Origin of the sequence: Microbacterium paraoxydans (assembly GCF_018224615.1) — a bacterium.
Lineage (GTDB): Bacteria > Actinomycetota > Actinomycetes > Actinomycetales > Microbacteriaceae > Microbacterium > Microbacterium paraoxydans_B.
In genome coordinates, this window is the sequence record NZ_JAGTUK010000002.1 from 722,399 (window position 1) to 741,994 (window position 19,596).

Sequence of the window (19,596 nt, forward strand, 5' to 3'; positions counted from 1 at the left end):
GGTGGTCGGCGCGGGTCAACTCTTCGCGGTGGCCTTCGCGCCGCTCTTCGCGGTCTTCGCCGTCTTCGCGGTCTTCGCGGAGGGAGCATTGTCGCTCGCCGCCGCGTCTTCCGGGGTCTCCCCGGCGAACGCGTACTCGCCGGCGCGCAGTCGCTCCAGCAGGTCGAGCAGCCACTGCTTCTCGGCGGTGAGGCGCGCGGTGGAGAGGTCGAAGATCTCCCGCACGTACTTGGGCGTGGTCTCGGAGCGCAGCGTGTCCTGCACGTCGAAGCCGTTCTGCGTGATGATCGCGTCGCTCTTGACGAGGCGATGCTCGAGCCCGGCGATCACCTCCTGCCGGCTGAGCACGAACATGAAGGAGGCCACGGTCATGATGGCCTGGGTGTCGAAGGCGGCCACGTTCCACAGGTTCTCGCGCAGCATGCGCTGCAGCTCCACCTCGCCCGCCGGAGTGATGCGGTAGGTGGTGCGCGCGGGGCGCTTGCCCTCGGTCTCGGTGCCGCTCTCGGCGATGTAGCCATCGACCTCGAGCGCCCGCAGGGCGTTGTAGATCGAACCCGGCTGGATGTGGGCCCACTCGTCCACGTGCCAGGTCATGAGCTCCCGCCGGAGGAAGTAGCCGTGCACGGGCTGGAACTGCTTCACGGCGCCGAGGACGACGAGGCGGGTGGTCGACATGACGTTCATGCTAACGGGGCGCTCCGCGGAATCCGGTTGTCCGAGCCGTCAAAAGTGCTTATGATTCAAACTAGTCAAAGTTGACTAACGAAAGGACTTCGCATGACGACCGCCGTGACCGACGCCCTGCCCAGGGACCGCGCCCTCCGTCGAGCCTTCTCGGTGTATCCGACCGGCGTCGTCGCGCTCGCCGCCGTGGTCGACGACCGCGCGGTCGGCATGGCCGTCAACTCCTTCACCTCGATCTCGCTCGAGCCCGCACTGGTCGCCGTCAGCGCCGCCCGCACCTCCAAGACCTGGCCCGTGCTGCGGGCCGTGCCCGAGCTGGGCATGAGCGTGCTCGCCGCCCACCACGAGCCGCTCAGCCGCTCGCTGTCCGCGCGGGAAGGCGACCGCTTCGGCGGCCACGCGTGGCAGCGCACCGAGGGCGGGGCGGTGCTCGTCGCCGACGCCGCCCTGTGGCTCACGTGCCGCCTGCACGGCACGTTCGACGGTGGCGATCACGAGATCGCGCTGTACGAGATCGCCGACGTCACCCTGTTCGACGACGTCGAGCCGCTCGTGTTCCACCAGAGCCGCTATCGCGCGATCGCCGCCGCCGAGCCCGCGTGAGCGCACCCCTCCGCACGGTCGCCGGGCGGGTCGTGCGCGGCGACGGCCGTGGCCGCGGGCTGGGCTTCCCCACCGCCAACCTCGCCGTCGACGCCGCCGACCTCCCCGCCGACGGCATCTACGCCGCCCGTGTGCGCATCGACCACGAGGCCGCCCGGCGCCCGGCGACCGTGAGCATCGGCGCGAACCCCACGTTCGACGGCGACCGCGAGCGCCGCGTCGAGGTGCACCTGCACGATGCCGACCTCGACCTCTACGGCCACCGCCTGCACGTGGAGCTGCTCACGCTGCTGCGGCCGACGCTGTGCTTCGACACCGTCGCGGAGCTGATCGCGCAGACCGCGGCCGATGTCGAGCACTGCCGCGCGGTGCTCGCCGCCGGCTGAACGGGTGCGGTCGCTCAGTCCCTGGCGGTCTGCAGCAGCGCCCACAGTTCGGCGCGCGCGGGGAACGACGACAGGTCGACGCCGAGCACCGCACCGGCCTGGGCCACGCGCGAACGCAGGGTGTGCCGGTGGATGCCCAGTGCGGCGGCGGCCGGCTCCGCACGGGCGTCGTGCTCCAGCCACACCCGCAGCGTGTGCTCCAGCCCGGCCCCCAGCGCCGCGTCCTGCTCGCGCAGCGGGGCCAGCCGCGACTCCGCCACCAGCCGGGCCTCATCCGTCGCGAGCGCCGTGAGGATGTTCGCGCCCACCGTGTCGGCGTAGCGCACGACCCCCGCCGCCCCCGGCTGCCGCAGCGCTGTCAGCGCCTGCGCGTGCGCACGGGAGAACACCGCGTAGCCCTCGGGCCCCGAGACCCCGAGGCGGATGCCGAAGCGCTCGGCCGCCTCGTCCAGCAGCCCCTCGTCGGCCGTGGACACGCACATCGTCAGCCCCTCGGGCGACTCCGCGAGGAACGACACCGTGCCGTGGTCGGCGCGCTGCCGCTCCCACCAGTCGACCAGGGCCCCGGCCGGGGCGTCCGCCGCGACGGCCACCACGATCGGCGCGGGCGGCAGGGCGCCGAGCACGCGGCGGGCGAGCGCGGGGTCGTCGGCCAGCAGCGACTGCAGCAGCTGGGTATGCAGCCGGCGACGGCTCCTGGCGAGCTGCTCGCTCTGCTCCAGCGCGAGCCCGGCCATCGCGATCACCGAGGTCACGACCGACCGCGCCTCCGCGTCGAGCGCATCGGCGGCGACCGCGATCACCCCGCGCAGGTGTCCGCCGCGTCCCACCGTGAACAGCATGAAGGTGTGTGCGTCGATCGTGAGCGACTGCCCCGCCTCCAGCCCGCGGCCGAGGATCTCCAGCACCCGGTCGGCCAGCACGTCGCGCGTGGCGGTGTCGATCGCGTCGCGCGGATGGGCGTAGAGCAGGGCGCCGGCCGCGTCGTACATCCCCGCCCACACGTCGAGCCGGCGGGCGAGCTCCGCCACGATCGCATCGAGTCCGCGGGGGCGGAGGGCGGCGAGGGCCAGCGCGCGCTGGGTGTCGAGCGCCCACGAGCGACGCGCGTACGCCTGGGCGGCGATCGCCTCGGAGTGTGCCCGGGCCACGGCGATGAAGGGGGTGCGGTAGGGCACCTCGAACAGAGGCATGCCGTGCGCGGCGCACGCGGCGACGAGCTCGTCGGGGATGCCCGAGCGGTGCACCTCGGTGCCGAAGCCGAGGCCGAGGACCCCGCGGTCGGCCAGGCGCCCCACGTAGGAGGGGATGTCGGCGGCGCCGTCGAACTGGGTGCCGGTGGTGAGCAGTGCCAGGTCTTCCGAGAGGAAGGGCGTCGGATCGGCGAGGTCGGACCCGTGCACCCACCGCAGCGGCCGGTCGAGCGCGCCGTCAGGCAGCTCGTCCTCGCCGGACACGAGCGCGAGGCCGAGGTCCCTCCGGTGCAGCAGGGACCGGAGCGTGGGGGTGTCGGTGGGGGCCATGAGCTTCCGAGGGGTGTACGAAGTGGCGAATCCGCTGCTCAGATTGTACAAGTCGGCGAATGCGGGGGTCGCGATCGCGGTCGTACGCTCGCGAACATGGCACTCCTCGACACCGCAGCACCCGCAACCCCCCTCGGCGGCCCCGACCTCCCCCAGGAGCGTCGCCTCGTCACCGCCCTTCCCGGTCCCCGCTCGGCCGAGGTCCTCGCCCGCAAGGCCGACGCGGTCGCCGCCGGTGTCGGTCACACCGTGCCGGTCGCCGCCGTGGCCGCGGGCGGAGGCGTCGTCGTCGACGCCGACGGCAACTCGCTGATCGACCTCGGCTCCGGCATCGCCGTCACCACGGTCGGCAACGCGCACCCCAAGGTCGCCGCCGCCGTCGCCGCGCAGGCCGCGCAGTTCACCCACACCTGCTTCATGATCTCGCCCTACGAGTCGTACGTGGGCGTGGCCGAGGCCCTCAACCGCGTCACCCCCGGCGACTTCGCCAAGAAGAGCGCCCTGTTCAACTCCGGCGCCGAGGCCGTCGAGAACGCGATCAAGATCGCCCGCAAGCACACCGGTCGCCAGGCGGTCGTGGCGTTCGACCACGGCTACCACGGGCGCACGAACCTCACGATGGCGCTCACGGCCAAGTCGATGCCGTACAAGAGCGGCTTCGGTCCGTTCGCGCCCGAGGTGTACCGCGCCCCCATGTCGTACCCGTTCCGCGACGGTCTCGCCGGTCCGGAGGCCGCGGCCCGCGTGATCCTGCAGCTGGAGAAGCAGATCGGCGCCGACAATCTCGCCGCCGTCATCATCGAGCCGATCCAGGGCGAGGGCGGCTTCATCGTCCCGGCCGAGGGCTTCCTCCCCGCGATCGTCGAGTGGTGCCGCGCGAACGGCGTCGTCTTCATCGCCGACGAGGTGCAGACCGGCTTCGCCCGCACCGGCCACATGTTCGCGAGCGAGATCTTCGGCATCGAGCCCGACCTCATCACCACCGCCAAGGGCATCGCGGGCGGACTCCCGCTCGCCGCCGTGACCGGCCGCGCCGAGATCATGGACGCCTCGCACTCCGGCGGCCTCGGCGGCACATACGGCGGCAACCCGATCGCGTGCGCCGCCGCCCTCGCCGCGATCGACGTGTTCGAGAACGACGGCGTGATCGAGCGCGCCCGCGAGATCGGCGAGATCCTGATCGGTCGCCTCACCGCGATCCAGGCGGACGACCCGCGCGTCGGCGACGTCCGCGGGCACGGCGCGATGGTCGCGGCCGAGTTCGTCGACCCCGAGACCAAGGCGCCCGACGCCGCGCTCACCGCCGCCGTCGCGAAGGCCTGCATCGCGCAGGGCGTGATCGTGCTCACGTGCGGCACCTACGGCAACGTCATCCGCTTCCTGCCGCCGCTGTCGATCGGCGACGAGCTGCTGAACGAGGGCCTCGACGTCGTCGCCCAGGCGCTCGCCTCGGCCTGACACCACTGTCCGGCCGCGTCCCCGGATCGGGGGATTTCGGGACGCGGCCGGTACTTCATCCCCCACATCCCCCGACGACGAAGGAGTTGCAGATGGCTGAGATCACTCGCGACGTGCTGATCGTTGGTGCGGGAGCCGCAGGGCTCACGGCCGCCAACGATCTGCGCAAGGCCGGACTGTCGGTCGCCGTGCTGGAGGCCCGCGACCGCGTCGGCGGGCGGCTCTGGACCGACGTGATCGACGGCGCGATGCTCGAGATCGGCGGGCAGTGGGTGTCGCCGGACCAGGACGCGCTGAAGGACGCGATCGAGGAGCTGGGCCTCGAGACCTACAGCCGCTACCGCGAAGGCGACAGCGTGTACGTGGGCCCCGACGGAAAGGCGCAGCGCTTCACGGGCGAGATGTTCCCCGTGTCGCCCGAGACCGAGGCCGTGATCGCCCGCATCACCGGCATCCTCGACGCCCTGGTGGCCGAGATCGACCCGGACAAGCCGTGGGAGCACCCGAACGCCGCCGAGTGGGACTCCATCTCGTGGGACGCGTGGCTGCGCTCGCAGACCGACGACGACGAGGCCGTGCGCAACCTGGCGTTCGCGACCGGATCGGCCATGCTCACCAAGCCCACCCACGCGTTCTCGCTGCTGCAGTCGCTGCTCATGGCGGCCTCGGCCGGCTCCTACTCGAACCTGGTCGACGCCGACTTCATCCTCGACAAGCGCGTGGTGGGCGGTCTCCAGCAGGTGCCGCTGCGCCTGGCCGAGCGCCTGGGGGAGGACGTGCTGCTGAACCAGCCCGTGCGCACGCTCGAGTGGTCCGACGCGGGAGTGGTCGCCACGACCGACGAGCTCACGGTGCGCGCCCGCTACGCGATCCTCGCGCACGCCCCGGTGCTCTACAGCCGCATCTCGTTCGTGCCGCCCCTGCCGCGGCGCCAGCACCAGCTGCACCAGCACCTCTCGATGGGCTTCGTGATCAAGGTGCACGCCGTGTACGACCGCCCGTTCTGGCGCGAGCAGGGCCTCAGCGGCACGGCGTTCAGCCCGTACGAGCTGTCGCACGAGGCGTACGACAACACCAACCACGGCGACGAGCGCGGCACCCTCGTCGGCTTCGTGTCCGACGCGAACGCCGACGGGGTGTTCGAGCTGTCGGCGGAGGAGCGCAAGGAGCGCATCCTCGAGTCGCTGTCGCACTACTACGGCCCCGAGGCCAAGAACCCGATCGTGTACTACGAGAGCGACTGGGGTTCGGAGGAGTGGACCAGGGGCGCCTACGCCGCGAGCTTCGACCTCGGCGGTCTGCACCGCTACGGTGCCGACCTGCGCACGCCCGTCGGCCCGATCCACTTCGCGTGCAGCGACATGGCAGGCGCCGGGTACCAGCACGTCGACGGGGCGATCCGCATGGGTCACCTCGTGGCGTCGAACATCGTCGACGCCAGCCGCGACGCCGGCGCCTCCGAGAGCGGCAGCTGATGACCGGCTCGGTCGTCGTCGGGTACACGGCGACGGACGCGGGAGCGGACGCCGCAGCCCTGGGTGCCCGGCTGGCCCGCAGCATCGGCGCGACGCTGCACCTGGTGATCGTGCTGCCCACCGAGGGCACGCGCAGCGCGGCGGTCCCGCCCGAGCGCGCCTACGAGGACGTGATCCGCACGCAGGCCAGGAAGTGGCTGCAGGACGCGGTCGTGCGGCTGCCGCAGGAACTCGTGCGCAGCGGTCATGTGCGCTTCTCCGAGTCGTTCGCGGAGGGGCTGATCGCGGCGGGCGAGGAGTTCGACGCGAGCGTGATCGTGATCGGCACGGCGGGCGGCGGACTCTTCGGGCGGCACCGCCTCGGCAGTGTCGCGTCCGAGCTGCTGCACTCCTCGCCGATCCCCGTGGCCCTCGCCCCGTCCGGGCTCGCGCAGCAGGACGACCACGTGCTCCCGCGCGTCACGGTCGCGGTCGGCACGCGTCCGGGCGCGGAGGGCGTGCTCGACCAGGCCGTCGCGCTCGCCGGGGCGGCCGAGGTGTCGCTGCGGCTGGTGTCGCTCGTGCCGTTCGACGTGCCGCCGGGCCTGGACACGGGCGCGATCCGGCTGGCCGGCAGCGAGCACGCGCACCGGGTGCTCGCGGTCGCGGCCGAGCAGCTGCCGGACGGCCTGAGCGCCGTCGTCGAGGAGGCGCCGGGCGAGACGGTGGAAGACGCCGTCGCCGGTCTCTCCTGGCTCCCCGGCGAGGTCGTGCTGGTCGGCTCGAGCCGGCTCGCCCAGCCCCGCCGGCTCTTCCTGGGCTCCACGGCGGCGAAGATGCTGCACGAGCTGCCCGTCCCCATGATCGTCGTCCCGCGCACCCGCAACGAAGCAGGAGACCGCTGATGAGCAGCACCAACCCGGCGACGGAACCCGCATCCGGCGTCACGACCGGCATCTCCACGAAGGGCCTGAGCGCCGGCACCGTCGGACTGATCGGTGCCGTCGTGATCGGCATCTCGTGCATCGCCCCCGCCTATACCTTCACGGCCGCCGTCGGCCCGACCGCGTCGGAGGTGGGCGCGCAGATCCCGGCGATCATCCTCGTCGGCTTCATCCCGATGCTCCTGGTGGCGTTCGGCTACCGCGAGCTGAACAACCGCATGCCCGACTCCGGCACGTCCTTCACGTGGGCCGCCCGCGCGTTCGGCCCCTGGGTGGGCTGGATGGCGGGCTGGGGTCTGGTCGTGGCGACCATCCTGGTGCTGTCGAACCTCGCCGGCGTCGCGGTCGACTTCCTGTTCCTGCTGCTGTCGCAGATCACGGGCAACCCCGACATCGCCGATCTGGCCGGGGTCACGTGGATCAACATCGGCGTGTGCCTGCTGTTCATGCTGGGCGCGACGTGGGTGTCGTACCGCGACATGCAGACCACGCAGAAGTTGCAGTACTGGCTCGTGGGCTTCCAGATCCTGGTGCTGGTGTTCTTCGCGATCGCCGCCATCACGCAGGCCGTGAGCGGCAACGGGTTCGACTACCAGCCGTTCGACCTCAACTGGTTCAACCCGTTCGCGATCTCGTCGTTCAGCGCCGTCGCGGCGGGGCTGTCGCTGTCGATCTTCATCTTCTGGGGCTGGGACGTCACCCTGACGATGAACGAGGAGACCAAGGACCCGGAGAAGACCCCCGGTCGCGCGGCGACCGTCACGGTGCTGACGATCGTGTCCCTGTACCTGCTGCTGGCGGTCGCGATGATCATGTTCGCGGGTGTCGGCACGGGCGAGCTCGGTCTCGGCAACGCCGACATCCAGGAGAACGTGTTCTTCCACCTGTCCGGGCCGATCCTCGGTCCGCTGGCGTTCCTCGTCTCGCTCGCGGTGCTCACCAGCTCCGCGTCGTCGCTGCAGTCGACGTTCGTCGGCCCGGCCCGCACGCTGCTCGCGATGGGGCACTACGGCGCGCTGCCGAAGTCGTTCGCGAAGGTGAGCCCGCGGTTCTTCACCCCCGGCTACGCCACGATCGTCTCGGCCATCGTCGCCTCGGCGTTCTACGCGGTCATGCGCGTGGTGAGCGAGGACACCCTGTGGGACACGATCCTCACGCTCGGCATGATGATCTGCTTCTACTACGGCATCACCGCGTTCGCGTGCGTGTGGTACTTCCGCAAGCAGTGGTTCGACTCCACGCGCAACTTCTTCTTCACGTTCCTGTTCCCGCTGGTGGGCGGCATCATCCTCGCGATCCTGTTCTTCACCACGCTGATCGACTCGATGGACCCGGCCTACGGCTCCGGGTCGGAGATCGGCGGCATCGGGATCGTCTTCATCCTCGGCATCCTGATCATCGTGGTCGGCGTCGTGGTGATGATCTGGAACGCGATCCGCCGCCCCGCGTTCTTCCGCGGACAGACCCTCAGCCTCGACGCCCCGGCGAGCCGGCGGCGTCGCGCCTAGCCCCCACCCAGAGAAAGAGAACCCATGAGCACTCAGACCGAGCAGGCGCTGCTCGACAGCATCCCGACTGGACTCTTCATCGGCGGTCAGTGGATCGACGGCGAGACCGGCGCGACGTTCGACGTGAAGGACCCGGCGACCAACCAGGTGATCCGCACGATCGCCGACGCGACGCCCGCCGACGGCATCCGCGCGCTCGACGCGGCCGTCGCCGCGCAGGACGAGTGGGCCGCCACGGCGCCGCGCGTGCGCAGCGAGATCCTCCGCCGCGCGTTCGACCTGGTGCAGGCGCACAAGGAGGACCTGGCGCTGCTGATGACCCTCGAGATGGGCAAGCCGCTCGCGGAGGCCCGCGGCGAGGTCGCCTACGGCGGCGAGTTCCTCCGCTGGTTCAGCGAGGAGGCCGTGCGCATCAGCGGCCGCTACGGCCTGAACCCCGAGGGCACGGGGCACATGATCGTGTCGCAGCGCCCGGTCGGCCCGTCGTTCTTCGTGACGCCGTGGAACTTCCCGTTCGCGATGGCCACCCGCAAGATCGCGCCGGCGCTCGCCGCCGGCTGCACCGTGGTGATCAAGCCCCCGGCACTCACGCCCCTCACGACCATCTTCTTCACGAAGCTGCTGGAGGAGGCGGGGCTCCCCGCCGGCGTGGTCAACGTGGTGCAGACGTCGAAGTCGAGCGCCCTCTCGGCGCCGATCATCGCCGACCCGCGGCTGCGCAAGCTGTCGTTCACCGGCTCGACGGAGGTGGGCCGCAAGCTCATCGCCCAGGCGGCGGAGGGCGTGCTGCGCGTGTCGATGGAGCTGGGTGGCAACGCCCCGTTCGTGGTGTTCGACGACGCCGACCTCGACAAGGCGGTGGAGGGCGCGCTGGCCGCCAAGTTCCGCAACATCGGTCAGGCGTGCACGGCCGCCAACCGCTTCATCGTGCACCGCGATGTGGCCGGCGAGTTCGCCAAGCGGGTCACGGAGCGCGTCAACGCCATGAAGATCGGCCGCGGCACGGAGGAGGGCGTGGCGATCGGCCCGCTCATCGACGAGGACGCCGTGGCGAAGGCGGGCGAGCTCGTCGACGACGCCGTGCAGCGCGGTGCGACCCTGCTCGCGGGCGGCAAGGCGCTCGAGGGCACCGGCACGTTCTACGAGCCCACGGTCCTGACCGACGTGGTGGCGGGTTCCGCGATCCTCCGCGAGGAGATCTTCGGCCCGGTGCTCGCGATCGCGACGTTCGAGACCGAGGACGAGGCCGTGCGCCTCGCCAACGACACCGAGTACGGCCTGGTGTCGTACGTGTTCACGGAGAACCTGCAGCGCGGCCAGCGCATGATCGATGCGCTCGAGACCGGCATGATGGGTCTCAACGTGGGCGTGGTCTCCAATGCGGCGGCACCGTTCGGTGGCGTCAAGCAGTCCGGCGTCGGACGCGAGGGCGGCTTCGAGGGCATCCACGAGTACCTGTCCACCAAGTACACGCTGATCCCGGTCTCCTGACCGGACGGCAAGAGGAGGAGACATGACCGACTACGCCGTCGTCAATCCCGCCACCGGCGAGACCCTGGCCACGTACGACACGTTCACCGACGCGCAGATCGAGGAGGCCGTCGCGGCCGCCGACGAGGCGCACCGCGAGTGGTCGCGCTCGACCACGGTCGCGGAGCGCGCCGCGCTGCTGCGCCGGGCGGCCGAGCTGCACCGCGAGCGCCGCGAGGAGCTGGCCGACGTGTTCGTGCGTGAGATGGGCAAGCCGCGCGAGGCCGCGCTGGGCGAGGTCGACTTCGCCGCCGACATCGCCGAGTACTACGCCGATCAGGCCGAGGACATCATGGCCGATCAGCCCATCAAGATCCTCGGGGAGGGGTCGGCGATCATCCGCCGCTCGTCGCTGGGCCCGCTGGTGGGCATCATGCCGTGGAACTTCCCGGCGTACCAGATCGTGCGCTTCGCGGCGCCGAACCTGATCGTCGGCAACACGATCCTGCTGAAGCCGGCACCGCAGTGCCCGGAGTCGTCGAGCGCGATCGAGGCGATCTACCACGACGCCGGTTTCCCGAAGGGGGCGTACCAGAACGTGCTCGCCACCAACGAGCAGATCGCCGGAATGATCGCCGACCCGCGCGTGCAGGGCGTGTCGCTGACGGGCTCGGAGCGCGCCGGTGCGGCCGTCGCCGAGGTCGCGGGCCGCAACCTGAAGAAGGTGGCGCTGGAGCTGGGCGGGTCCGACCCGTTCATCGTGCTGTCGACCGACGATCTCGACGCGACGGTGCAGGCGGGCGTGGACGCGCGTCTCGACAACAACGGGCAGGCGTGCAACGGCGCCAAGCGCTTCATCATCGTCGACGAGCTGTACGACGCCTTCGTGGAGAAGTTCACGGCGGCGATGGCGGCGGTCGAGGCGACCGACCCGATGCAGGACGACACCGTGCTCGGCCCGGTGTCGTCGGAGGCGGCGGCGCAGAACCTGCAGAAGCAGATCGACACCGCGGTCTCGCAGGGGGCGACCCTGCTGACGGGCGGCACGCGCGAGGGAGCGTTCTTCGCGCCCACCGTGCTCGCCGACGTCACGCCGGAGATGGACGTGTACCGCGAGGAGCTGTTCGGCCCGGCCGCTGTCGTGTACCGCGTGGCGGACGAGGATGCGGCGGTGGAGCTGGCCAACGACACGACCTTCGGCCTCGGCTCGTACGTCTTCACGACCGACGAGGAGCAGGCGGAGCGCGTGGCCGATCGCATCGAGGCGGGCATGGTGTACGTGAACCTCGTGCTCGCGGACAGCCCGGAGCTGCCGTTCGGCGGCATCAAGCGCAGCGGCACCGCGCGTGAGCTCGGGCACCTCGCGGCGGACGAGTTCGTCAACAAGAAGCTCATCCGCATCGGCTGAGTCCGAGGCGATGTCAGCGCCCGGGGGCCCGCACGGCTCCCGGGCGCTGTCGCGTCCGAGCCCTCCCGTCCGCCCGGGCGTAGGGTCGGGGTATGGCCAACGTCGCTGAGAACATCGTCAAGACTCTGCACGCCAACGGGATCGACCGGGTGTACGGCATCCCGGGGGACTCCCTCAACGGTTTCACGGACGCGCTGCGCAAGGACGGCCGTATCCGCTGGGTGCATGTGCGCCACGAGGAGGCCGCGGCGTTCGCGGCTGCGGGGGACGCCGGGACGACCGGTGAGCTCGCGGTCGTCGCCGGCTCGTGCGGTCCGGGCAACCTGCACTTCATCAACGGCCTGTACGACGCGCAGCGCTCGCGTGTGCCGGTGCTGGCGATCGCGGCGCACATCCCGACCACCGAGATCGGCACCGGGTACTTCCAGGAGACGCACCCGCAGGAGCTGTTCCGTGAGTGCAGCGTCTACGTCGAGTACGTGGCTGACCCCAAGCAGATGCCGCGGCTGATGGAGATCGCGATGCGCGCGGCGATCGAGGAGCGCGGGGTCGCCGTGCTCGTGATCCCGGGCGACGTGGCGCTGTCGGAGATCGGCGACGACCGTTCCGTCGTGGTGCGCCGCACCCGGCCGGTGGTGGTGCCGAGCGCGGCCGAGCTGGAGCAGGCGGCCACGATGCTGAACGCCGCCAAGCGCGTCACGATCCTCGCGGGCGCCGGGGTGGAGGGGGCGCACGACGAGGTGATCGCGCTGGCCGACCGGCTGGGCGCTCCGATCGTGCACGCCCTGCGCGGCAAGGAGTTCATCGAGTACGACAACCCGTTCGACGTCGGGATGACGGGGCTGCTGGGCTTCGCATCGGGCTACCGGGCGATGGAGGCCGCGGACGCGCTGCTCGTGCTGGGCAGCGACTTCCCGTACGAGCAGTTCTACCCCGACCACGCGACCACGATCCAGGTGGACATCCGCGGCTCGCAGCTCGGCAAGCGGCACCCGCTCGACCTGGGACTGGTGGGCGACGTGCGCGCCACGGCCGAGGCGCTGCTGCCGCGGCTGGCCCGCAAGGACGACCGCGACCACCTCGACGACGCCACGGCGCACTACCGCAAGACGCGCAAGAAGCTCGACGAGCTCGCGGTGCCCGCCAAGGGCGACCGGCCGATCCACCCGCAGTATCTGGCCCGGCTGCTCGACGAGCACGCCGCGGACGACGCGATCTTCACCGCCGACGTGGGCTCGCCGACCGTGTGGGCCGCGCGCTACCTGACGATGACGGAGCACCGGCGGCTGATCGGCTCGTTCACGCACGGGTCGATGGCCAATGCGCTGCTGCACGGCATCGGGGCACAGGTGGCGCATCCCGAGCGGCAGGTGGTGGCGCTCGCGGGCGACGGCGGACTGTCGATGATGCTGGGCGAGCTGCTCACCCTCACGCAGAACCGGCTCCCGGTGAAGACGATCGTGGTGAACAACGCCTCGCTCAACTTCGTCGAGCTGGAGATGAAGGCCGCCGGGTTCGTCACGTACGGCACCGGGCTGGACAACCCGAGCTTCGCCGCGATCGCCGAGGCCATGGGCATCTTCGCCCGGCGGGTCGAGCGCAGCGACGAGCTGCCCGATGCCGTCCGGGAGGTGCTGGCGCACGACGGTCCCGCGCTGCTCGACGTGGTCACGGAGCGGCAGGAGCTGTCGATGCCGCCCGCGATCGAGGCCGCGCAGGTGAAGGGTTTCGCGCTGTACGCGATCCGTACGGTCATGTCGGGTCGCGGCGACGAGCTGCTCGATCTGGCGCGGGCCAACTGGCGTCAGCTGTTCTGACGGCACCGGGCCGCCGCGGGTGCGCGCTCAGCTCTCCAGCAGGGCACGCACCTCGGCGGCCTCCCCGTGTCGGCCCAGGCTCTCCAGCACGTCGCCCAGTTCGAGCGCGGTGACCTGGCGCAGCGGCGGGAAGCCCTCGGCGTGGTCGAGCGCGCTGCGGTACACCGCGACTGCGTCGGCGGCCCGCTCGTTGCCCGCGAGCACCCGGGCGGCGAACAGCTCGGAGCTTCCGGCGGAGCCGGGGTCGCCCAGCGCCGCGAAGGCGTCCGCGGCGGTGAGCGCGGCGGCCACGGCCTCGTCGACGCGTTCCAGCTGGGCGAGCGCCCGGGCACGGGAGTCGGTCACGTCGGCCAGCAGCCACCCGGCCTCGTGCTGCTGGGCGAGCGCCGCGACCTCGTCGAACAGCGCGAACGCCCGCTCGTCGCCGCGTCCGCCGTATGCCTGGCCCAGGCTGTGCAGCACCTCGCTGAGCGCGCCGACCGCCTCCGGGGCGCCCCGCACGATCTCCGCGGCGCCCTCCAGGAGACGGATGGCGTCGTCGTGCTCGTCGAAGCGGGCGAGGATCTTGGCCTGCTCGGTCATGGCCATGGCCTGATCCGCGTGCTCCTCGCCCTCGCCGAACAGCTCGGCGGCGTAGCCGTGCACGCCCACGGCCTGGCCGAACTCACCGGACTCGGCCAGGGCGCGCGCCAGCAGGGTCGCGGTCATGCCGCGCGAGGCGGGGGCCACGTCGGCCTGCTCTTCGCGCTGCAGCACGTCGCCGAACAGCTCGGCGGCCTCCTGCGCGTCGCCGGAGCGCAGCATGGCCCGGGCGAGACGGAAGTCGACACCGGTCGCGTCGCCTCCGGCCTCGGCGCGCAGGCGGGAGGCCAGGCGGTAGCGCGACACGGCGCGGTCGGGGTGGTCGGCGTCCTCCCACAGCGCCCCGGCGAGCACGTGTGCGTCGGCGAGGGCTCGCGTGGCGCCGAGTTCGGCCAGGAGGCGGCAGACCTCGTCGGCGTCCGCGGCACCGTCGAGGTGCTCGCCCGTGCCGCCGCGCACGCGCGCCCTGGTCTGCAGGGCGTTCGCGCGATGCCCGGCGGACAGGTCGTCCTGCGCCAGGAACCGGTCCAGCAGCGCGGTCGCGGCCTCCAGGTCGCCCTTGGACAGCAGGGCCCCGATCGCGATGAGCGTGGTGGTGTTCGACAGCCGGGTGTCCTCGGCCTCGGCGAACGCGCGGGCGGCGAGCTCGGCGAGGTCGAGCGCGGCGTCGGGCTCGTCGGCGTGCAGGTGCAGCGAGGCGCGGCTGATCGCGAGGTCACCCCGCGACCACGCGGGCAGCTGCGCGGCGGTGGCCAGTTCCTCCTCCAGCGCGGCCCTGGTGTCGTCGGTGTCGAGCCCGAACGTGGCGAGTCCGAGGCGCTGCTCCAGGTCGGCCTGGATGTCGCGGCCCGCGTCGCGCAGGGCGGCGATGCGCTCGGGCAGCACCTGCTCGGCCTCGGCGACGCGGTCGAGCGCCACGAGGATGCCGAGGCGCATCGACAGCAGCTGGGCGCGCTTGCCCGGGTCGGTCACCTCGAGCGCGCGCGGCAGGGCCTCGAGCGTCTCGTGCTCGGCGCCGAACTGGGCGAGCTGCATCGCGCGGTCGAACCAGCCGTCCGCGTCCGTCGGGGTCGTGGAGGGCGCGGTGGCGACGAAGGCGTCCGAGCGGATCGGCACGTCCCAGCTCTCGTCGGCGAGGCGGCGCATCCGGTCGAGGCTCCGCGCGTGACCGTCGGTGCCGTCGCGCTCGTCGAATTGCGCGCCGATGCGCTCCGCGGCGGCCCAGGCGGCGGTGGCCAGTTCGGACGCGGTCCACGCGCCGTCGTGCGCGCCGAAGAGCCCGGTGAGGGCGGGGGCCTCGGCGCCACGGACGGGGGTGTCGCCGTGCCCGGTCGCCACGACCCGGTCGAGCGCCACGGCGAACGCGGTGAGCGCGGCGAAGTGCGCGTCGACGTTCAGGCCGTCGTGCGCGAGCCAGCCGATGTGCCGCTCGATCAGGGCGAGAGCGCGCGCTTCGTTGCCGGTGACGGCGGCGAACACGATGTTGTTGGCCACGATGCGGAGGTTGTCGGGGTTGTCCTTCGCGAGCCGGTAGCTGCGCAGGTGCGCGGTCTTGGCGTCCTCCAGCCGGCCGGCGCGCAGGTAGGGCAGCAGCACGCGGGAGAGCGCGTGCTCGGGCTCCTCACCGCACGAGAAGCCGCCCTCGATCATCTCCTCCACGAGGCGGATGGCGTCGGCGTCGCGGTCGGTGTCGGCGAAGAACCCGGCGAACTGGCTGCGGCCGCACGCGTCGCAGTGGCTGTGGTCGTCGCGGGGCGTGGCCTCCAGCTGCACGCGCAGCGCCTCGGCGTCGTCCATCCGCCCGGCGTCCCACGCGTCCTCGAAGCGGGCGGTGAGCACGCCGCTGAGGCCGAGTCCCGCGGCGCGGTAGTGCGACTCCATGTCGTCGAGCACGGCGGCGATCTGTTCCTGCGAGAACGCGGGGGAGGAGCGCAGCGACGACGCCATCCACTTGAACTGCCACATGAGGTCGGCGCCGCCGTTGTCGAGGTCGGCGGGGAAGCGCTGCGGGTCGGCGTCGTGGTGGGCGAGGCACCACGCGAAGGAGTTGAGCATCACGTCGGTCGCGCCGGTCATGTTGGCGGACGCGGTCTGCCGCATGCGCGCCTCGTACTCCAGCCGCTCGTCGCCGAGCTCGACGGCGAGGGCGACGGCCTCGGCCACGAGGGCCTGCTCCGCGGGACCCCACGGGGTGCGGTCGATCTCCTCGATGAGCTGTTGGAAGCGCTTCTTGGGACGTGCCATGAGGGGCCTTTCGGTGGAGTGTCAGCGGGCGTCGCCGAAGGGGAGGGCGTCCCCTTCGATGCCGGCGGAGAGCGAGACGAGGTCGGCCAGGGCGCTGGTCATCAGGGCGCGATCGGCGTCGCGCAGCGGGTGGTGTCCGGCGAGCAGGGCCTGGATGTAGAGCAGCTGCACGGTGCGGGCGAACACGGCGTCGTCGTCGACGCGCACCAGGGCCCGCACCACGCGGTTGGACCAGTTCAGGCACAGCCGCGCCGTGAGGTCGTCGTCGCGGGCGGCGGAGAGCGTCTGGTCGATGCGGTCGAGTACACCGCCCCACAGCGTTCCGGCGACGCCCCTGGTGCGGCTGCGGTCGATCGCCCGCAGCACTTCGGGGTCGGCCACGTACAGCCCGGTGAGCGTGGGCTGGTCGATCGACCGCACGACCACGGCGCAGTCCGACGCGGCCAGCACGGCACCGGCGCGGTTCTCGAGGGCGACCGCGGCGTCGCGGTCGTCCAGGGGTGGCGGGTCGAGCCGGTCGAGCTCGCCGGCCACGTCGACCTTCTCGACCGTCACGGCGGGGTACAGCTCGGGCAGCAGCCGCACCAGGTCCGCGTCGTACAGGTAGCCGCCGTTGACCAGCACCTCGTCGGCGGGCGAGATGCCGGCGACCTGGCGGAACTCGTCCACGGTCTGGGCATAGCGGATGTGCGGGTAGCGCTCGACGAGGTCTCCGATGCGCAGCGTTCCGTGCGTGGTCTCGACCGTGAGCCACCGGGTGATGAACCGGGCCAGTTCCTCGTCGTGGCGCACGAGCGACTTCAGGCCCACCTCGTGCACCGCCACGAACTGCGCCAGGCGGTGCGGCTCGCGCAGGCCGAGTTCGAGCACCCAGCGGCGGATGCCCGCGCCGAGCTGTTCGCGCACGTGCTCGAGGGCCGTGTCCTCCACGAGCGACTCGCGGCTGGCGGTGGGGGCGAGCCCGGTGGAGTCGATGACCGCGCGCACGAAGAACGCCCAGTCGGGCAGCACGTCGTCCACGCGCTCGGACAGCAGCATGCGGCCGAGGTACATGCGGGTGGCCTGGCGCGCACCGGGCGGTGGCGCGAAGGGCAGCACGTAGGCGAGCCCGCGCGTCCCGGTTCCCGGCTCGCTCAGCTCGATCACGTCGAGCGGGTTCGCTCCCAGCAGGTCGCGGCCGTAGGCGACGGCCGCGTCGGGGTCGTCGGCGGGGGAGAGGAACGGCGGCTCGCGCGTGACGTCCACGTCGCCGGCGCCGGTGTCGATCGTGACGCGCACGGGGAGGAACTCGCCGAAGGTCGTGGCGAGCTCGTGCACGGCGGCGGGGCGCAGCAGCTCGTCGGCGTCGAACCGGGGCACCAGGTGCACGCTCGTGCCGACCGGGAGCTCCTCGTCGAGCTCGACGACCTGGAAGGTGCCGTCGGCGCTGCCCGTCCATTCGACGGACGCGCCGCCCCTGGCACTGCGCGAGCGGATGACGATGGTGTCGGCCACCATGAAGCAGCTGAGCAGGCCGATGCCGAACTGCCCGAGGTAGTCGCTGCGGGGCAGGTCGAAGATGTCGCGTTTGGAGCTGCGGCCGACCGTGGCCAGCAGGTCGGCGACCTCGGTCGCGGTGAGGCCGACGCCGTCGTCGCGCAGCACGAACTCGCCGGTCTGCGCGGTGAGGGGCGTGATGCGGATGCGTCCGCCGCCGCCGTCGACGTCGCGGCGGGCGGCGATGGCGTCGCGGGCGTTCTGCAGCAGCTCGCGCAGGTACACGCGGGGACTCGAGTAGATGTGTCTGCTCAGCAGATCGACGACTCCGCGCAGGTCCACCTGGAACTGCTGCACATCCCCACCCACACGCGCCCCTTCTCGCCGGCATCCGCTCGCCGAGCCTAGCAACAACCCGTATATCGAGGCCGGTTCGGCACCATCGGGCGGATGCCGTATGCTTGTGGAGCAGTTGTTCTCTGCATTCTTTCGCCGTGCCTGGGGTCTTCGGATTCCGGCTCAGCGGTGGGATGAGAGGACACCCCGAGGCCCCCGGGCCTCTAGGGCGGTAGCTCAATTGGCAGAGCAGCGGTCTCCAAAACCGCAGGTTGCAGGTTCGATTCCTGTCCGCCCTGCGCGTCAGTGCAACGCTGGCACACGAAAGGTACATTCAGGATGGATCAGGACGAACCGCGCGGCGAGGTCGTCGCGGCCGGCGCCACGCGCCAGAAGAAGGGCAACCCCTTCTCCCGGTTCTTCGGGGGCATCGCCCTGTTCATCCGCCAGGTCATCGCCGAACTGCGCAAGGTCGTCACCCCGACCCGCAAGGAGCTGTTCAAGTTCACGGGTGTGGTGCTCGTCTTCGTCGTGATCGTGATGGGCATCGTCTACGGTCTCGACTACGTCTTCGGGCTCCTGACCCACTACGTGTTCGGTATCCCTGGCTGATGACCCCCGCGGCAGCCGCCGCAGCTATGGAGAAGAAGCAACGTGTCTGAACGATATTCCGACGACGCCGACTGGGCGACCGCCGCAGAGCAGTCCAGCGAGGAGGACGAGGCCCAGGAGGGCAACGTGCTCGCCGCGGAGGAGCTCTCGGTCACCTCGGCCGAGCACGTCGCCGTCCACGTCGAAGACGAGGACGACGAGCAGGATGCGGAAGACATCGACATCGACATCGACGACCCGGAGGCGGACGCGATCGTGAACGACGCTCTCAACCTGGACGAAGCGGCGGAGTCCGAGGCCGCCGCCGAGGTCCTCAACGATTCCGTGGCCGAGGAGGTCGCGGAGCAGGAGGCCGAGGCGGCCGACGAGGTCACGCCCTACGACGGCCCCGACGTGAATGGCGAGGACGACCGTCCCTCCGCCGAGTCGGACGAGGACGACGCCGAGTCCGAGGAAGACCCCTACGAGGCCTTCCGCATGGACCTGCGCATGCTCCCGGGCAAGTGGTACGTCATCCACTCCTACGCGGGCTTCGAGCGCAAGGTGAAGGCCAACATCGAGCAGCGCAAGTCGACGCTCGAGGTCGAGGACGAGATCTACCAGGTCGAGGTCCCGATGGAAGACGTGGTCGAGATCAAGAACGGCCAGCGCAAGATGGTCACGCGCGTGCGCATCCCCGGCTACGTGCTGGTGCGCATGGAGCTCACGGAAGACACGTGGTCGGTCGTCCGTCACACTCCGGGCGTCACGGGCTTCGTGGGCAATGCGCACAACCCCACGCCGCTGCGTTTCGAAGAGGCCTTCAACATGCTGAAGTCGCTCGTCGAGGTGAAGGACGTGCCGACGGCCAAGAACATCGCGTCGAAGGGCGGCGTCGCCGTTGCCCGTCCGCTGCCGGCCGAGGTCGACTTCGAGGTGGGCGAGACCATCACGATCAAGGAGGGCTCGTTCGCCGGCCTTCCCGGTTCGATCAGCGAGATCAAGCCGGAGAGCGGCAAGCTCACCGTGCTCGTGTCGCTGTTCGAGCGCGAGACGCCGGTCGAGCTGTCGTTCGACCAGGTCACGAAGATGATCTGACTTCGCTTCAC

15 protein-coding genes and 1 tRNA gene are annotated in these 19,596 nt (G+C 71.3%); 12 read left to right on the plus strand and 4 right to left on the minus strand.

Features of this window, described 5'->3' with window-relative positions:
- Positions 1–15: 15 nt before the first annotated feature.
- Positions 16–678 carry a PadR family transcriptional regulator gene (locus KE274_RS09250; protein ID WP_211543015.1) on the minus strand — a complete coding sequence of 221 codons (663 nt, stop codon included), beginning with the start codon at positions 676–678 and terminating at the stop codon, positions 16–18.
- A gap of 102 nt (positions 679–780) precedes the next feature.
- On the opposite strand from KE274_RS09250, the gene KE274_RS09255 reads away from it, so the two are divergent.
- A complete protein-coding gene (locus KE274_RS09255) occupies positions 781–1,290 on the plus strand; it encodes a flavin reductase family protein (RefSeq protein ID WP_211543016.1) in 510 nt (169 codons plus the stop codon).
- Positions 1,287–1,676, plus strand: a complete 390-nt coding sequence (locus KE274_RS09260) for a riboflavin kinase (RefSeq protein ID WP_211543018.1) — start codon at positions 1,287–1,289, stop codon at positions 1,674–1,676. The genes KE274_RS09255 and KE274_RS09260 overlap by 4 nt, the downstream gene beginning before the upstream one ends.
- A 14-nt stretch (positions 1,677–1,690) precedes the next feature.
- On the opposite strand, the gene KE274_RS09265 is transcribed toward KE274_RS09260, so the two are convergent.
- Positions 1,691–3,199: a PucR family transcriptional regulator gene (locus KE274_RS09265; RefSeq protein ID WP_211543020.1), complete on the minus strand. Its 1,509-nt coding sequence runs from the start codon at positions 3,197–3,199 to the stop codon at positions 1,691–1,693.
- Positions 3,200–3,295: 96 nt separating this feature from the next.
- Between KE274_RS09265 and gabT the strand changes: the two genes are divergently transcribed.
- The 7 genes from gabT to poxB all read left to right on the plus strand — a co-directional run bounded on the left by gabT (position 3,296) and on the right by poxB (position 13,258).
- A complete protein-coding gene (gabT, locus tag KE274_RS09270) occupies positions 3,296–4,657 on the plus strand; it encodes a 4-aminobutyrate--2-oxoglutarate transaminase (RefSeq protein ID WP_211543022.1) in 1,362 nt (453 codons plus the stop codon).
- Positions 4,658–4,749: 92 nt separating this feature from the next.
- A complete protein-coding gene (locus KE274_RS09275) occupies positions 4,750–6,132 on the plus strand; it encodes a flavin monoamine oxidase family protein (protein WP_211543024.1) in 1,383 nt (460 codons plus the stop codon).
- Positions 6,132–7,016, plus strand: a complete 885-nt coding sequence (locus KE274_RS09280; protein ID WP_211543026.1) for a universal stress protein — start codon at positions 6,132–6,134, stop codon at positions 7,014–7,016. The genes KE274_RS09275 and KE274_RS09280 overlap by 1 nt, the downstream gene beginning before the upstream one ends.
- Complete coding sequence (locus KE274_RS09285) at positions 7,016–8,563, plus strand: APC family permease (protein WP_211543028.1); 1,548 nt, start codon at positions 7,016–7,018, stop codon at positions 8,561–8,563. Before KE274_RS09280 ends, KE274_RS09285 begins: the two co-directional genes overlap by 1 nt.
- Positions 8,564–8,587: 24 nt before the next feature.
- Complete coding sequence (locus KE274_RS09290; protein WP_211543030.1) at positions 8,588–10,054, plus strand: NAD-dependent succinate-semialdehyde dehydrogenase; 1,467 nt, start codon at positions 8,588–8,590, stop codon at positions 10,052–10,054.
- Between the two features lie 22 nt (positions 10,055–10,076).
- Positions 10,077–11,441 (plus strand): NAD-dependent succinate-semialdehyde dehydrogenase, encoded by a 1,365-nt coding sequence (locus tag KE274_RS09295; protein ID WP_211543032.1) that lies wholly within the window; start codon positions 10,077–10,079, stop codon positions 11,439–11,441.
- 92 nt (positions 11,442–11,533) lie between these two features.
- Positions 11,534–13,258, plus strand: a complete 1,725-nt coding sequence (gene poxB, locus KE274_RS09300; RefSeq protein ID WP_211543033.1) for a ubiquinone-dependent pyruvate dehydrogenase — start codon at positions 11,534–11,536, stop codon at positions 13,256–13,258.
- Between the two features lie 27 nt (positions 13,259–13,285).
- Here the strand turns inward: poxB and KE274_RS09305 are convergent, their stop codons facing one another.
- Both KE274_RS09305 and KE274_RS09310 read right to left on the minus strand, forming a co-directional pair.
- A complete protein-coding gene (locus KE274_RS09305; RefSeq protein WP_211543036.1) occupies positions 13,286–16,084 on the minus strand; it encodes a hypothetical protein in 2,799 nt (932 codons plus the stop codon).
- Between the two features lie 21 nt (positions 16,085–16,105).
- Positions 16,106–17,929: an HSP90 family protein gene (locus KE274_RS09310; RefSeq protein WP_211543038.1), complete on the minus strand. Its 1,824-nt coding sequence runs from the start codon at positions 17,927–17,929 to the stop codon at positions 16,106–16,108.
- A gap of 193 nt (positions 17,930–18,122) precedes the next feature.
- Between KE274_RS09310 and KE274_RS09315 the strand changes: the two genes are divergently transcribed.
- The 3 genes from KE274_RS09315 to nusG all read left to right on the plus strand — a co-directional run bounded on the left by KE274_RS09315 (position 18,123) and on the right by nusG (position 19,585).
- A tRNA-Trp gene (locus tag KE274_RS09315) sits at positions 18,123–18,195 on the plus strand.
- 40 nt (positions 18,196–18,235) lie between these two features.
- Positions 18,236–18,508, plus strand: coding sequence for a preprotein translocase subunit SecE (secE, locus tag KE274_RS09320; protein WP_136034407.1), 273 nt, complete (start codon positions 18,236–18,238; stop codon positions 18,506–18,508).
- Positions 18,509–18,550: 42 nt separating this feature from the next.
- Positions 18,551–19,585 (plus strand): transcription termination/antitermination protein NusG, encoded by a 1,035-nt coding sequence (gene nusG / locus KE274_RS09325; RefSeq protein ID WP_211543040.1) that lies wholly within the window; start codon positions 18,551–18,553, stop codon positions 19,583–19,585.
- Positions 19,586–19,596 lie beyond the last annotated feature (11 nt).

Coding starts and splice junctions, on each gene's coding strand:
- gabT (WP_211543022.1), top strand. CDS start 3,296: ATGGCACTCCTCGACACCGCAGCACCCGCAACCCCCCTCGGCGGCCCC.
- KE274_RS09295 (WP_211543032.1), top strand. CDS start 10,077: ATGACCGACTACGCCGTCGTCAATCCCGCCACCGGCGAGACCCTGGCC.
- KE274_RS09265 (WP_211543020.1), bottom strand. CDS start 3,199: ATGGCCCCCACCGACACCCCCACGCTCCGGTCCCTGCTGCACCGGAGG.
- KE274_RS09280 (WP_211543026.1), top strand. CDS start 6,132: ATGACCGGCTCGGTCGTCGTCGGGTACACGGCGACGGACGCGGGAGCG.
- KE274_RS09250 (WP_211543015.1), bottom strand. CDS start 678: ATGTCGACCACCCGCCTCGTCGTCCTCGGCGCCGTGAAGCAGTTCCAG.
- KE274_RS09305 (WP_211543036.1), bottom strand. CDS start 16,084: ATGGCACGTCCCAAGAAGCGCTTCCAACAGCTCATCGAGGAGATCGAC.
- KE274_RS09285 (WP_211543028.1), top strand. CDS start 7,016: ATGAGCAGCACCAACCCGGCGACGGAACCCGCATCCGGCGTCACGACC.
- KE274_RS09255 (WP_211543016.1), top strand. CDS start 781: ATGACGACCGCCGTGACCGACGCCCTGCCCAGGGACCGCGCCCTCCGT.
- KE274_RS09275 (WP_211543024.1), top strand. CDS start 4,750: ATGGCTGAGATCACTCGCGACGTGCTGATCGTTGGTGCGGGAGCCGCA.
- poxB (WP_211543033.1), top strand. CDS start 11,534: ATGGCCAACGTCGCTGAGAACATCGTCAAGACTCTGCACGCCAACGGG.
- secE (WP_136034407.1), top strand. CDS start 18,236: ATGGATCAGGACGAACCGCGCGGCGAGGTCGTCGCGGCCGGCGCCACG.
- KE274_RS09290 (WP_211543030.1), top strand. CDS start 8,588: ATGAGCACTCAGACCGAGCAGGCGCTGCTCGACAGCATCCCGACTGGA.